The organism is Burkholderia diffusa (assembly GCF_902499115.1).
GTDB classification, from domain to species: Bacteria; Pseudomonadota; Gammaproteobacteria; order Burkholderiales; family Burkholderiaceae; genus Burkholderia; species Burkholderia diffusa.
In genome coordinates this window covers 53,720-68,126 of record NZ_CABVPN010000035.1, presented here as the reverse complement: position 1 = coordinate 68,126, position 14,407 = coordinate 53,720, and the positions used below count along the sequence as shown (strand labels likewise).

The window sequence follows — 14,407 nt, the reverse complement described above, 5'->3', positions numbered from 1 at the left end:
CGCGCCTTCTCGGCGACACTGCGGGTACTAGTCGATACCGGTAAGGGTGGATCGTCCCGGCGCGCGCCGCCCGGCCTGTACGGCCGGACCTGCCGCCGGAGCGGATACAGAACGGCACCGCACTGTTTCGGTGCCATCATGAGTCCCGTCGCTAAATCGTCACGACATCGAGGACGGTGTACTTGGCCTCCTTGAAGTCGTAGGGCACGTGCCGCAACGGCCGGTGTCCGGTTTCCCGAACGCCATGCCTTTTTCCGTCCGGGCCGGGACGAACCCTGCATCCGGACAGATCAGGTTGCGCGCCGCGTCGCCCGCGGGCTCGACCACCTTGGCGACGCACATGCCGTTGTCGCCAAGGGTTTGCGCTCCGATGCCGGACGCCGTCGCCTGCGCTGCAAGCGGGCCGTCCGCCGCCGCCCCCGCGGCGCCCGAACCGGCATCGCGAAGGTGGCGCCCGACTCTCGTCAGGACTGCGTCGGAATCCGTGAAACGAAGCAGACCGCCCGCCGCGACGCGATGGGTCGCGGCGACACGCTGTTTCGTCGAATCGAAATGAAAGGGGACCCGTGACATCTGCACGTCGCCTGCGTTGCCCCGAAACCCGGGCGTCCGTCGTTCGACGCGCCCTGCCGTTGCCGCATCGCGGTCCGCGGCTCGTTGTCGGACAATCTGCAGGCCCGTCGCCCGGTCGATGGCGGCGGCGCCGGCGCGTGCTGCCCGCCGTACCGAATGCATGCCGATCTTCGAGCCCTGCGCGTTGATTTCCTCGATCGCCAAACGTGCCCCGTAGTCCTTGTCACTGTCCGATTGCGCAATGCGGCACACCAATGGCACCGCTCGACCGGTTCCGGCAGCGCGCACGTCGCTGGCTGCCAGTGCTGCGCGTGCCGCAGCGTCCCTGCTCGCCTCGTCGTCGCTCTTTTTGCTGCAGCCGGCAGTCATTGCAACCGGTGCGGCGACGGACATGGCGTAAGCCAACTTCACATGCATCGAGTAGGTCTCCCGCGCCTTGCCAAAACCCGATTTCAAAGCCATTCCGGCCTGAAAACGGGCGCATTGTAACTCCATTTATAGGACGCCAATAATCCTGATTCGATGGGGTTTTCCTGCATTGCAACCAATTTTGAGAGACGGTTCAGCGCGGCGATAGCAACCGGGTTGCACCATTGATGTGAATAATGGTTGCGATCTCGTTTTCGCAACGCAAAAAAAAGCGCGCCAAACGGCGCGCTTCGGGGTATCGCGGGTGCGATGCGGCAATCAGGCGGCAGGCGGCAGGTTCAGCCCGCGCGGCAGCGGAAACGACACGTTTTCCTCGATGCCTTCGAGTGCGCGGACGTTGCGCACACCCAGCTCACGCAGCCGCGCGATCACGGCCTGGGCGAGCACTTCCGGCGCCGATGCCCCGGCCGTCACGCCGATGCGGCGCTTGCCGGCGACCCATGCCGGATCGATCTGGTCCGGTGCGTCGACCATGTACGCGGCCACGCCACGCTTCTCGGCCACTTCACGCAGCCGGCTCGAATTCGAGCTGTTCGGGCTGCCGACGACGATCACGACGTCGCACTGCGGCGCCATGAACTTCACTGCATCCTGGCGGTTCTGCGTCGCGTAGCAGATGTCCTGTTTCTTCGGTTCGCGAATCTTCGGATACTTCGCCTTCAGCGCGCCGATGATCTCGGCGGCGTCGTCGACGGACAGCGTCGTCTGCGTGACGAGTGCGATGCGCTCGGGATCGGCGAGCTCGAGCTTCTGCACGTCCTCGACGCTTTCGACGAGATGCATGCCGCGCTCGACCTGCCCCATCGTGCCCTCGACTTCCGGGTGGCCCTTGTGGCCGATCATCACGATGTCGACACCGTCCTGGCGCATCTTCGCCACTTCGACGTGCACCTTCGTGACGAGCGGGCACGTTGCATCGTAAATGCGCAACCCGCGCACGTCCGCCTCGTCGCGCACGGCCTTCGACACGCCGTGCGCGCTGAAGATCACGGTGTTGCCGGCCGGCACTTCCTCGAGTTCCTCGACGAAGATCGCGCCTTTCTTCTTCAGATCCTCGACCACGTACTTGTTGTGGACGATCTCGTGACGGACGTAGATCGGCGCACCGTGCATCGCGATCGCGCGCTCGACGATCTCGATCGCACGATCGACGCCCGCGCAGAAGCCACGCGGCTGGGCCAGCAGGATTTCGGCATCGGCGGCGACGGTCTGCCCGGACAGCGTATCGGTGGTGCTCATGATTACAGGATTCCGATGATTTTCACTTCGAACGTGAGCGCTTGGCCCGCGAGCGGATGATTGAAGTCGAACAGCGCCGAGGTTTCGCTGACTTCCTTCAGCACCCCTGCATAGCGGCCGCCGTCCGGCGCGTTGAACTCGATCAGGTCGCCCGGCGTGAAATCGTCGCCGACCATCCCGTTCTCCCGCAGCGTCGACAGCGTCACGCGCTGGAGCATGTCGGGATTGCGGGGACCGAACCCCTGCTCGGGCGTTAGCTGATAAGTCGAATGGTCGCCCACCCTGAGCCCGATCAGAATCTGTTCCAGCGAGGGCGCCAGTTGCCCCGCGCCGAGCAGCAGCGTGGCGGGGTTGTCGGAGAAGGTGTTGACGATGTCGGCGCCGTCGGCCAACGCAAGCCGGTAATGCAGCGTGACATGGGAACCGGGCTTCACTTCGGATAGGTCGATGATGCTCATGAATGACTCGTGTTCGTCGGCGCCCGAACTGGCCGAAAGGCCCGGCGCAAAGCCAATATTGTAAGTCACCTGAGCGCGCAAGGCTGAAAGTGCGACGACATCGCGCCCGCGCACGCCGCCAATGGAGTCTGGATCATGCTGTCACCCTGTCTCGCCGCCCCGGCGACCGAATGTCGCGACATCGCCGATGCGCCCGTCGCTCCGGCCCGCCGCATCGACGCAGCCACGCCGCCGCGCACGCGCCGCCCGCGAAACTGGAAACCCCATCTGCCGCGCGAGCGGTTGCTGGAACGCGGGCCGGCCGCGCTGACCGACGCGGAGCTGATCGCGCTGCTGCTCGGCACGGGCGGCGGCGGCCACGACGTGTTCGCCAGCGCCCGCACGCTGCTCGCACGTTTCGGCGATTCGCTGCGCAACATGCTCGACGCGGAGCCCGGCGCGTTCGCCATGCACCCCGGCATTGGCCCCGCTCGCTCGGCGGTACTGATCGCGGTGACCGAGATCGTTCAGCGCGCGCTGGCCGAGAAAGCCCGCGAGCGGATGCAGATCGGCTCGCCAGGCGCGGTCGAGGACTATCTGCGGCTCAGGATCGGCACGCGTCCGCACGAAGTATTCGTCACGCTGTACCTGGACGCCCGTCACGGCCTCATCGACGTGGAAGAGAGCGCACGCGGCTCGCTGACGCGGATGGTCGTCTATCCGCGCGAAATCGTGCGGCGCGCGCTCATGCTGAATGCCGCCGCGCTGATCATCGCGCACAATCACCCGTCCGGCGCGGTGCAGCCCAGCGCGGAAGATCGCCGCCTGACGCGCATGCTGCACGAAGCGCTCACGCTCGTCGACGCGAAGCTGCTCGATCACGTCGTCGTCGGCACCGACGATACATTTTCGTTCGCACGCGCCGGTTGGCTGTAGACTGTGGCCCGGCGACCCGCCCCGGGGTCTCCGCAACGACGAAGCGAAATTGGGTTTGATTTTTCTGAACTTTTTCTGCTAGAATCGTCGTCTGTCTTTTTTCCAACCAGTTCTAGCCATCGAAGGGCCTTGTCTGTAAAGGCTTCGGCGTTCTGAGTGCAGCCATGGATCACGTGGCGGTACGATGGAACCTTCATCGGCGATCGAACCCCGAATTTAGCGTATTAGGAGTGCTCTCATGGCACGCGTATGCCAAGTAACTGGGAAAGCGCCGATGAGCGGCAACAACGTTTCCCACGCCAACAACAAGACGAAGCGCCGCTTCCTCCCGAACCTGCAAAACCGCCGGTTCTGGGTGGAGAGCGAAAACCGCTGGGTGCGCCTGCGCGTCTCGAACGCCGGCCTGCGCCTGATCGACAAGAACGGCATCGATTCCGTGCTCGCTGACCTGCGCGCACGCGGCGAAGCCTAAGCCCAAGGAGCACAATCATGGCAAAAGGCGCACGCGACAAGATCAAGCTGGAGTCGACCGCTGGTACGGGTCACTTCTACACGACCACGAAGAACAAGCGCAACATGCCGGAAAAGATGGCGATCAAGAAGTTCGATCCCGTCGTCCGCAAGCATGTGGAATACAAAGAAACCAAGATCAAGTAATCTCCGGTTTCTGCCAGCCTGACGGCGACCAAAAAGCCCCGCACATGCGGGGCTTTTTGTTTTGCGCGCACAGGTGGGGTTTTGCGCGCACGCGCGAGCCCGACGCGGTATGCTCTCCTCTTTCCCCGGCCACGGCCGACGGAACGCACAAGAGCTAAAGCGTAACGATGGAGATGCAGCATGAAATTCGACGTGGCGATCGTCGGCAGCGGCCTGGCAGGGCTGTCGGTCGCACTCAACCTGGCCAGCACGCGACGTGTCGCGCTGATCGCTAAACGTTCGATGATGGAGGGGGCAAGCGATCACGCGCAAGGCGGCATTGCGGCCGTCCTCGATTCGGCGGACAGCATCGAGAACCACGTCGACGACACGCTGGTCGCCGGCGGCGGGCTGTGCGACGAAGGCGCGACGCGCTACATCGTCGAGCACGGCCGCGAAGCGATCGAATGGCTGATTTCGCAGGGCGTGCCGTTCACGAAGGACGATGCGGCCGAACTCGGCTTCCATCTGACGCGCGAAGGCGGCCATAGTCACCGCCGAATCATCCACGCGGCCGACGCAACCGGCCATGCGGTGCTCGCGACGCTGTCCGACCGCGCGCGCCAGCATCCGAACATCACGTTCTTCGAAAACCACCATGCGATCGACCTGATCACGTCGGACCGGCTCGGGCTGCCCGGCCGCCGCTGTCACGGGCTGTATGCGCTCGACGTCGACAACGATTGCACGATCACGATCGAGGCGCCGCACACGGTACTCGCGACCGGCGGCGCCGGCAAAGTCTACCTGTACACGACGAACCCCGACACCGCGACCGGCGACGGCATCGCGATGGCGTGGCGCGCGGGCTGCCGCGTGTCGAACATGGAATTCATCCAGTTCCACCCGACCTGCCTGTTCCATCCGTACGCGAAATCGTTCCTGATTTCGGAAGCCGTGCGCGGCGAAGGCGGCCTGCTGAAACTGCCGGATGGCACGCGCTTCATGCCCGCGCACGATCCGCGCGCGGAACTCGCGCCGCGCGACATCGTCGCGCGCGCGATCGACTTCGAGATCAAGAAGCGCGGGATCGACTGCGTGTATCTCGACATCAGCCATCAGCCGGAAGCATTCCTGCGCGAACACTTCCCGACGATTCACGCGCGCTGCCTTGAATTCGGCATCGACATCGCGAAGCAGCCGATTCCGGTCGTGCCGGCCGCGCACTACACGTGCGGCGGCGTCGTCACCGACCTCGCGGGACGCACCGATCTCGCGGGCCTGTATGCGGTCGGCGAGACGTCGTACACGGGGCTGCACGGCGCGAACCGGCTCGCGAGCAATTCGCTGCTCGAATGCCTCGTGATCGGCCGCGCGGCGGCCGAGGCGATCGAGGCCGCCGGTTTCGACGCCGAAACGCCGGGCACGCTGCCCGCATGGGACGAAAGCCGCGTGTCGGATGCGGACGAGGAAGTCGTCGTCGCGCACAACTGGGACGAACTGCGCCGGCTGATGTGGAACTACGTCGGCATCGTGCGCACCGACAAGCGTCTCGAGCGCGCGAAGCATCGTTTGTCGCTGCTGCGCGACGAGATCCACGAGTACTACGCAAACTTCCGCGTGACGCGCGACCTGCTCGAACTGCGCAATCTCGTCGACGTCGCGACACTGATCGTGAAGAGCGCGTACTCGCGCCGCGAAAGCCGCGGGCTGCACTACAGCCGCGACTGGCCGCACACGCTGCCGAAGGCGCTGCCGAGCGTGCTCACGCCCCGCTCGCGCCGCTGAGTGACAGGCCCTTCCCGGCTTGAGGCCCACAAAAAAGCCGCTGGCGTTTGCGCGCCAGCGGCTTTTTTCATCAAACGGACTATCGCGCGGTCAGTCGACGATCCGCATCGAATAGTCGGTCGCGCGCACGTCCTTCGTCAGCGCGCCGATCGAGATGCGGTCGACGCCCGTCTCCGCGAACGTGCGCACCGTATCGAAATTGACACCGCCCGACACTTCGAGCACGGCCTTGCCAGTCGCGACACGCACCGCTTCGCGCATCATGTCGAGCGTGAAGTTGTCGAGCAGCACCGATTGCGCGCCATGCGCGAGCGCCGTGTCGAGCTGCGCGAGCGTTTCGACCTCGACCTGCACCGACACGCCTGAATCGAGGGCGAACGCCGCATCGAGCGCTTCGCCGACGCCGCCGGCTGCCGCAATGTGGTTTTCCTTGATGAGGATGCCGTCGTACAGCGCGAGACGCTGGTTCTCGCCGCCACCGACCCGCACCGCATACTTCTGCGCGAGCCGCAGGCCCGGCAGCGTCTTGCGCGTATCGAGGATCTTCGCGCGCGTGCCTTCGACGCGATCGACGTAACGACGCGTTGCGGTCGCGACGCCCGACAGCAGTTGCAGGAAGTTCAGGCCGTTGCGCTCGGCCGTCAACAGCGCGCGCGCCGGTCCTTCGAGTTCGCAGACCGTCGAATCCGGCGTCATCCGGTCGCCTTCGCGATACCGCCACTGCACGACGATCGACGGATCGATGCGCGAGATGACGGCCTCGAACCACGGCACGCCGCACAACACTGCTTCCTCACGCACGATGATGCGCGCACGGCGCCGCTCCCCGGCCGGCACGAGTCGCCCGGTCTGGTCACCGGTGCCGACGTCTTCGGCGATCGCATCGGCCACGTTGCGTGCAATCGCTTCGTCGAATGCCGCGCCGTATTGTGCGCGCACGGCTTCGAACAGTGGAGAAACTGCGCCGATCATGCAGCCCCCACGTTCGCGAACAGTTGCTGATCGCGCTGCAGATCGCCGCTCGCCTGCACGCGCTTCTTGTGCGCCGCTGCGAAATCGAGCATCCGGTCGATCGGCAGACGCGCGCGCGCGCCGATCGCGGGGTCGACGAAGATCTCGTTGTGACCGCGCTCGAGCACGTCGGCGAGGTTCGCGAGGCCGTTCATCGCCATCCACGGGCAATGGGCGCAGCTCTTGCAGGTCGCGCTGTTGCCGGCCGTCGGCGCGGCGATGAAGGTCTTGCCGGGCGCCGCGAGCTGCATCTTGTGCAGGATGCCGAGGTCGGTCGCGACGATGAAGTGCGTCGCGTCGAACTTCACGGCTGCGTCGATCAGTTGCGTCGTCGAGCCGACGACGTCCGCCTGCGCGACGACGTTTTCCGGCGACTCGGGATGCACGAGCACCTTCGCGTCCGGATACTCGGCGCGCAGCAGGTCGAGCTCGATGCCCTTGAATTCGTCGTGGACGAGGCACGAACCCTGCCACAACAGCATGTCCGCGCCGGTTTTCTTCTGGATGTAGCTGCCGAGATGGCGATCGGGTGCCCAGATGATCTTCTCGCCCCGTGCGTGCAGGTCAGCGACGATCTCGAGGCCGATCGACGACGTGACCATCCAGTCGGCGCGCGCCTTCACGGCGGCGCTGGTGTTTGCGTAGACGACGACGGTGCGATCGGGATGCGCATCGCAGAACGCGGAGAATTCGTCGACCGGGCAACCGAGATCGAGCGAGCAGGTCGCGTCGAGATCGGGCATCAGTACGCGTTTCCCGGGGCTCAGGATCTTGGCGGTTTCGCCCATGAAGCGCACGCCGGCGACGACGAGCGTCTGCGCGTCGTGGTCGCGGCCGAAGCGGGCCATTTCAAGCGAATCGGCGACGCAGCCACCGGTTTCGTCGGCCAGTTCCTGCAGCTCGGCATCCACGTAGTAGTGAGCGACGAGCACGGCCTTTTCACGTGCGAGCAGCGCCTTGATGCGCGCCTTCAGGGCGGCGCGCTCCTCGGCGGACGGTGCATCGGGCACCTTGGCCCACGCTTGCCCGACGCCACAGACGGTTCCTGCCGAGACCGGCCGGTCGTACTCGACGGATTTGATCGTCGATTGCATCTCCATATCTCCTGTCGGCCCGAGTTAGTGCTTCAGCACTTACTCGGGTCCCATGCTTCGCGGTCGGCCCGAGTTAGTGCTTCAGCACTTATTCGGGTCCCATGCTTCGCGGTCGGCCCGAGTCAGTCCTTCAGCACTTACTCGGGCCCCATGCTTCGCGGTCGGTCCGAGTCAGTCCTTCAGCACTTACTCGGGCCCCATGCTTCGCGGTCGGTCCGAGTCAGCGCTTCAGCGCGCACTCCAGCCCCATCCTCTACGCTATCACCCGGAGCGCCACGTCGCCGCGCCCCAAGCCTCACACGAATTCCGGCGCTTCCGGTCGCCCTTCGAAAACCAGCCGCCCAAATGAAAAAACCCCGCCAACGCGGGGTTTGTGACGTCCTGAGATTCTAATCGATTTCGAATCAGGCGTAGCGACGCAGGCGCGTCGCGAATTCCTGCAGCGCCTTGATGCCGCTTTGTTCCGCGCGATGGCACCAATCCTGCAATTGCGCGAGCAGCTGTTCGCGCGAGGCGGTCGAACGATCCCAGATCGCGGCCAGATCCTGGCGCAGCTGGAAGTACGTATGCAGCTTCTGGCTGTTCGCGAAAATCTCCGGCAGCAGCTTCTTCTGCGGCTCGTCGAGGCCGTCGGCATCCTTGTGGAACCACTTGCGCGCGCCACGCATCAGCTGGTACTTCTCGCTCGAACCGAGTTCCTTCAGGTGCGCGAGCTCCTGGCGGTACGCACGCTTCACGGCCTTGCCGTAGCGCGCCATCACTTCGTAGCGGTTCGACAGCACGGCCTGCAGCGTTTCCTGGTCGAGCACCGTCTTCGGCTTGTTCAGACGCGGGGTCGGGGCGACCTTCTTCACCTTCGCGAGACCGAATGCCGACATGATGCGGATGTACATCCAGCCGATATCGAACTCGTACCACTTGTTCGACAGCTTCGCCGACGTCGCGAACGTGTGGTGGTTGTTGTGCAGTTCTTCGCCGCCGATCACGATGCCCCACGGGAACAGGTTCGTGCTCGCGTCGGCCGAGTTGAAGTTGCGGTAGCCCCAGAAGTGGCCGAACCCGTTCACGACGCCCGCGGCCCAGAACGGAATCCAGACCATCTGCACGGCCCACACGGTCAGGCCGAGCACGCCGAACAGCGCGACGTCGATCACCATCATCAGGCTCACGCCAAGGATCGGGTACTTCGAGTACAGATTGCGCTCGATCCAGTCATTCGGCGTGCCGTGGCTGAACTTGCGCATCGTTTCTTCGTTCTTCGCTTCCGCGCGATACAGCTCGGCGCCTTCGAGGAACACCTTCCAGATGCCGCGCGTCTGCGGGCTGTGCGGATCTTCCTCGGTTTCGCATTTCGCATGGTGCTTGCGATGGATCGCGGCCCACTGGCCCGTCAGCATGCCCGTCGTCATCCACAGCCAGACACGGAAGAAGTGGCTCGCGATCGGGTGCAGCTCCAGCGCGCGGTGCGCCTGGCAGCGGTGCAGGTAGACCGTCACGCCGATGATCGTGACGTGCGTGACGGCGAGCGCGAACAGCGCGACCTGCCACCACGAAAAGCGCAGGAGCCCGTGGGAAAGAAAATCGAGCAGGGAATTCAACAAGGCAGTTACCTGTGGTGAGAGCGACGCCGGCGCAGGCCGACGTCATAAAAATGAAAGCATACCGCGTGTAGACCGGAATTTTACTTCAACCGTTCCAAGTCTTTGTAAAAAATGAATATTTTCTTGTCTTGACGCAACGCGGACAGTCCATCGGCGGACCGGGAAAGCCCCGCGCTCCGGTTCTGACCGCCCGATTTGCCCGATTCGCGCCTAGGCCGCCGACGCCTGCCCGTCCCCCGCGCCGTTGACCGCCGCCGCGGACACGCCCTCGGCCACCATGCCGGTCGCGGCAAACCCGTCGGGCAGGCCGACCACGCGCACTTCGCGCTGAGGAAACGGAATCGAGATTCCGTGCTCGCCGAAAAGCCGCCAGATGTTGCGGTTCACGGACGAACGCACGCCCGACGTGCCTTTCGCCGAATCCTCGATCCAGAAACCGAGCTCCAGATCGATCCCGTCCGCGCCGAAGCTGACCAGGTACGCGGTCGGCGCCGGCTCCGCGAGCACGCGCGGCACGCCGTTCGCGGCTTCCGCGAGCACCGAGAGCGCCTGCTCGACGTCGCTGGTATAGGCGACCTGCACGGCGACCTTCGCATAGCCGCGCGTCAGGTACGACGACTGGTTCTGCACGACGTCGGTGATCAGTTTCTCGTTCGGGATCAGCGTCTCGTTGCCGTCGAGGCCGCGCACGACCGTATAACGCGTGCGAATCTGCGTGACGACGCCCTGCAGCCCGCCGACGCTGATCGCGTCGCCGAGCCGCAACGAGCGGTCGAGCAGGATGATGAAGCCCGACACGTAATTGCTGGCGATCTTCTGCAGCCCGAAGCCGAGGCCGACGCCCACCGCGCCGCCGAACACGCCGAGCACCGTCACGTCGATGCCGACGAGCGACAGCCCGATCAGGATCGCCGCGAACACGAGCAGCGCGCGGCCGACCCGTGACAGCACGACCTTCAGGTTCGCGTCGAGCGTGGAGGCGCGCGCGAGTCGCTCCTCGAACACGGAGCCGAGCCACATCGCGACCATCAGCGTCACGCACACCCACAGCGCGCCGGATATCACCGACAACAACGTCAGGTGTGCATTCGCGACGCGGAACTGCACGCTGTCGAGCCACGCGATCACGTCGCGCTGGATCCCCAGCACCGTGAGCACCATCGCCGCCCACACGATCACCGACACGATCTTCTCGACGATCGACAGCCACGCATGCGTGTGGCCGTCACGGGCAAACACGCGCCGCGCGAAGAAGAACAGTACGTAGATCAACCCGATGCCGAACAGCGGCACGAGCGCGAGCGACAGCAGCGACGTCGACATGAACGGGTCGAACCCAAGCTGCGCGGCCAGCACGAACAGGCCGCCGAACAGCGGGAACAGCGCGCGCTTCAGGCTTTGCGCACCGGCACCCGGCGTCCGGCCGGCCGCGCGCCGGCGCGCGTCGATGCGGCCGTGCACGAAGCGCGCGGCGACCCACGCGAAACACAGCGCGCCAACGAGGATCGCTGCCTGCCAGATCATCACGGGCTGGTTGAAGTCGCGGATCACCGACGCGAGCCGGTGCGACAGCAGGCGGTTCTGCATCATCCGTGGGTCCTGCCGTTACTGCGCGCGCCGTTCGAGCACCGCGGCGAAGAAGCCGTCGGTCGCATGGCGGTGCGGCCACAGCGACAGGTAGTCGCCGGTCTCGAGCGCGATGCGCTGGTCGGCCAGCACCTTCTGCGCGGGCACCAGCACGAAGTCCGGATGATCGGCCAGGAACTGCTCGACGATCGCTTCGTTCTCCGCGTCGAGCACGCTGCAGGTCGCATATACGAGCCGGCCGCCCTTCTTCACGAGACGCGCGGCGCTCGCGAGGATCGACGCCTGCTTCGGCGTGAGTTCCTCGATCGACGTGCGCGTCTGGCGCCACTTGAGGTCGGGGTTGCGGCGCAGCGTGCCGAGACCGCTGCACGGCGCGTCGACCAGCACGCGGTCGATCTTGCCGGCGAGCCGCTTGATCTTCGCGTCGTGCTCGCTGTCGATCAGCACCGGATTCACGTTCGATAGCCCGCTGCGCGCGAGGCGCGGCTTCAGCTTCGTGAGGCGCTTTTCCGACACGTCGAATGCATACAGGCGCCCGGTCGAGCGCATCATCGCGCCGAGCGCGAGCGTCTTGCCGCCGGCGCCCGCGCAGAAATCGACGACCATCTCGCCGCGTCGCGGCGCGACCAGCGAGCACAGCAGCTGGCTGCCCTCGTCCTGCACCTCGATCTGACCTTCCTCGAACAGCTTCAGGCGCGTGAGCGCCGGCTTGCCGACGACGCGCACGCCGTGCGGCGCAAACGGCGTCTCGCCCGCGTCGATGCCGTTCGCGCGCAGCGCGTCGATCACCTGATCGCGCGTCGCCTTCTGCGCGTTGGCGCGCAGGTCCAGCGGCGCCGGGTAGTTCAGCGCCGCGGCGAGCTGCGCGAGTTCCTCGGCATCGAAACGGGCCGACAGCGCCTGGTAGATCCAGTCCGGCAGGTTCGTGCGCACGCGCACCGGCAGGCTCGCCGGATCGATCTTCGACACGTGCTCGAGCCACGCGGCCTCGGTGTCGGACACGAACGGCTTCAGCGCATTGCGGCCGAGGGTCTGCATCAGGCCGAGCAGCGTCAGGCGCCGCGCGGGGCTGCCCGTGCCACTCTCGGCCAGGTGCGAAAACTCCATCTTCCGGCGCAGCACCGCGAACACCGCCTCGGCGATCACGCCGCGCTCGGCGTGGCCGAGCTTCGGGTGCGCGCGGAAGAACCGGCTCGTGGTCGCGTCGGCCGGGCCGGTGAACTTCAGCACCTCGGCCAGCAAGGTCTCGGTCTGGCCAATCAGGAATCCGTGCAGCTTCATACGCCCTCGCTCGTTTCGGTATGCGGTTGATCCGCGAAAATCCAGCGCGCCTCATCCGGCGGCACCACTGCCCGGCCGTTCTCGAGGCGCAGGCGCCCCTCGACGAACCAGCGCACGGCACGCGGATACAGCACGTGCTCGACCGTCAGCACGCGCTGCGCGAGCGCGGCCGCGTCGTCGCCCGCGCGCACGGGCACCGCGCCCTGCGCGACGATCGCGCCGCTGTCGAGTTCGGGAATCACGAAATGCACGCTCGCGCCATGCAGCGCGACGCCGGCATCCAGCGCCTGCTGGTGCGTGTGGATGCCCTTGAAGCTCGGCAGCAACGACGGATGGATGTTCAGCAGCCGGCCCTCATATCGTCTGACGAAATCAGGCGTGAGGATGCGCATGAAGCCGGCGAGCACGACGAGATCGGGCGCGAAACGGTCAATCTCGGCGGCGAGCGCCGCGTCAAAGCTGTCGCGGCCGTCGAACGAGCGATGGTCGACCACCGCGGTCGCCACCCCGTGCGACGCGGCAAAAGCCAGGCCGGCCGCGTCGGGCCGGTTGGCGATCACGGCAGCGACCTCGGCCGGCCAGCGTTCCTGCGCGCACGCGCGGACGATGGCCTCCATGTTGCTGCCGCGACCGGAAATCAGGATCACGAGTTTTTTCATCCGCGAATTTTACCATTCGCCCCCGCGTTTCCCCCCTTCTCGGCCGCCGGGCCGCCCGAACGTTTATAATCTTCTGCTTTGCGGCATCCCACCGCCCATTCCCCGACCGCTGCATCCGCTATCGTGAAAGTCTTCCGCGGCCTGCCCAACGCCGAGAGCCGTGCCCCGTGCGCGCTGACGATCGGCAACTTCGACGGTGTCCATCGCGGCCACCAGGCCCTGCTCGCGCGCGTGCGCGCGGCAGCGGACGCGCGCGGCCTGCCCGTGTGCGTGATGACGTTCGAGCCGCACCCGCGCGAATTCTTCAATCCGGCCGGCGCGCCGCCGCGCATCGCGATGCTGCGCGACAAGCTCGAGGCGCTGCGCGATCACGGTGTCGACCGCGTCGTCGTCGAGCACTTCAACCACACCTTCGCGAGCCAGTCGCCGCAGGCGTTCGTCGAACGCACGCTGGTGAACGGGCTGCACACGCGCTGGATGATGGTCGGCGACGATTTCTGCTACGGCGCGAAGCGCGCGGGCACCTTCGACACGCTGAAGGCGGCCGGCGAACAGTACGGCTTCGAGGTCGAGCAGATGGGCACGGTCGCCGGCAGCGACGGCACGCGCATCTCGAGCTCGGGCGTGCGCGCCGCGCTCGCCGCGGGCGATCTCGGCGCGGCTGCGCAGGCGCTGGGCCACGGCTATGCGATCAGCGGCCACGTCGCGCACGGGCTGAAGCTCGGCCGCGACCTCGGTTTCCCGACGCTGAACCTGCCGATCGCGCACAAGCGGCCGGCGCTCGCGGGCATCTTCGTCGTGCAGGTGCACGGCCTCGGCCCCGACCCGCTGCCGGGCGTCGCGAGCCTCGGGCTGCGCCCGACCGTCGACGATTCCGGCCGCGTGCTGCTCGAAGTCCACCTGCTCGACTGGCACGGCGACGCGTACGGCAAGCTGATCCGCGTTGAATTCCTGAAGAAGCTGCGTGACGAGGCGAAGTACGACGATCTCGAGGCGCTGTCGCGCGCGATCGCACTGGACGTCGCGAACGCGCGCGCGTACTTCATCGAGCGCGACCGTGCGCCGGGCAGCCGCGCGACCGGCTTCTCGACGTCGGCAACCGACCGAATTAGCTGATCCGGACGGCGGCGCCTGGC

Annotated in this window: 13 protein-coding genes and 1 pseudogene; 5 read left to right on the top strand and 9 right to left on the bottom strand. The window is 66.0% G+C overall.

Annotation, left to right across the window (positions count from 1 at the left end):
- Positions 1 to 151: 151 nt before the first annotated feature.
- From BTE28158_RS28775 to BTE28158_RS28765, 3 genes and pseudogenes are all read right to left on the bottom strand, one after another.
- Positions 152 to 990: pseudogene (locus BTE28158_RS28775) on the bottom strand (branched-chain amino acid ABC transporter).
- A gap of 270 nt (positions 991 to 1,260) precedes the next feature.
- Entirely contained in the window at positions 1,261 to 2,241 is a 981-nt protein-coding gene (gene ispH, locus BTE28158_RS28770; protein WP_059603948.1) for a 4-hydroxy-3-methylbut-2-enyl diphosphate reductase, read from the bottom strand.
- Positions 2,242 to 2,243: 2 nt separating this feature from the next.
- Positions 2,244 to 2,699: an FKBP-type peptidyl-prolyl cis-trans isomerase gene (locus BTE28158_RS28765; RefSeq protein ID WP_151048337.1), complete on the bottom strand. Its 456-nt coding sequence runs from the start codon at positions 2,697 to 2,699 to the stop codon at positions 2,244 to 2,246.
- Positions 2,700 to 2,834: 135 nt separating this feature from the next.
- Between BTE28158_RS28765 and radC the strand changes: the two genes are divergently transcribed.
- From radC to nadB, 4 genes are all read left to right on the top strand, one after another.
- Positions 2,835 to 3,614, top strand: a complete 780-nt coding sequence (radC, locus tag BTE28158_RS28760) for a RadC family protein (protein ID WP_151048323.1) — start codon at positions 2,835 to 2,837, stop codon at positions 3,612 to 3,614.
- 238 nt (positions 3,615 to 3,852) lie between these two features.
- Positions 3,853 to 4,086: a 50S ribosomal protein L28 gene (gene rpmB, locus BTE28158_RS28755; protein ID WP_004186391.1), complete on the top strand. Its 234-nt coding sequence runs from the start codon at positions 3,853 to 3,855 to the stop codon at positions 4,084 to 4,086.
- A 17-nt stretch (positions 4,087 to 4,103) separates the two neighbouring features.
- Positions 4,104 to 4,271, top strand: a complete 168-nt coding sequence (gene rpmG / locus BTE28158_RS28750) for a 50S ribosomal protein L33 (protein WP_006478046.1) — start codon at positions 4,104 to 4,106, stop codon at positions 4,269 to 4,271.
- Between the two features lie 180 nt (positions 4,272 to 4,451).
- On the top strand, positions 4,452 to 6,038 hold the full coding sequence (gene nadB / locus BTE28158_RS28745) for an L-aspartate oxidase (protein WP_151048324.1): 1,587 nt from the start codon (positions 4,452 to 4,454) through the stop codon (positions 6,036 to 6,038).
- A 90-nt stretch (positions 6,039 to 6,128) separates the two neighbouring features.
- On the opposite strand, the gene nadC is transcribed toward nadB, so the two are convergent.
- The 6 genes from nadC to purN all read right to left on the bottom strand — a co-directional run bounded on the left by nadC (position 6,129) and on the right by purN (position 13,271).
- Positions 6,129 to 7,010 carry a carboxylating nicotinate-nucleotide diphosphorylase gene (nadC, locus tag BTE28158_RS28740; RefSeq protein WP_151048325.1) on the bottom strand — a complete coding sequence of 294 codons (882 nt, stop codon included), beginning with the start codon at positions 7,008 to 7,010 and terminating at the stop codon, positions 6,129 to 6,131.
- Positions 7,007 to 8,143: a quinolinate synthase NadA gene (nadA, locus tag BTE28158_RS28735; RefSeq protein WP_059511738.1), complete on the bottom strand. Its 1,137-nt coding sequence runs from the start codon at positions 8,141 to 8,143 to the stop codon at positions 7,007 to 7,009. The genes nadC and nadA overlap by 4 nt, the downstream gene beginning before the upstream one ends.
- Before the next feature lie 404 nt (positions 8,144 to 8,547).
- The gene (locus tag BTE28158_RS28730) at positions 8,548 to 9,744 is read right to left on the bottom strand and encodes a DesA family fatty acid desaturase (protein WP_059468287.1); all 1,197 of its coding nucleotides are present in this window, start codon (positions 9,742 to 9,744) and stop codon (positions 8,548 to 8,550) included.
- Positions 9,745 to 9,954: 210 nt separating this feature from the next.
- Complete coding sequence (locus BTE28158_RS28725; RefSeq protein WP_151048326.1) at positions 9,955 to 11,334, bottom strand: mechanosensitive ion channel family protein; 1,380 nt, start codon at positions 11,332 to 11,334, stop codon at positions 9,955 to 9,957.
- Between the two features lie 15 nt (positions 11,335 to 11,349).
- Positions 11,350 to 12,612, bottom strand: coding sequence for an RsmB/NOP family class I SAM-dependent RNA methyltransferase (locus BTE28158_RS28720; RefSeq protein ID WP_124621548.1), 1,263 nt, complete (start codon positions 12,610 to 12,612; stop codon positions 11,350 to 11,352).
- Complete coding sequence (gene purN, locus BTE28158_RS28715) at positions 12,609 to 13,271, bottom strand: phosphoribosylglycinamide formyltransferase (protein ID WP_059603964.1); 663 nt, start codon at positions 13,269 to 13,271, stop codon at positions 12,609 to 12,611. Before purN ends, BTE28158_RS28720 begins: the two co-directional genes overlap by 4 nt.
- A 123-nt stretch (positions 13,272 to 13,394) precedes the next feature.
- Here purN and BTE28158_RS28710 point away from each other — a divergent pair, with 123 nt between their 5' ends.
- Complete coding sequence (locus BTE28158_RS28710; protein WP_059603965.1) at positions 13,395 to 14,387, top strand: bifunctional riboflavin kinase/FAD synthetase; 993 nt, start codon at positions 13,395 to 13,397, stop codon at positions 14,385 to 14,387.
- Positions 14,388 to 14,407 lie beyond the last annotated feature (20 nt).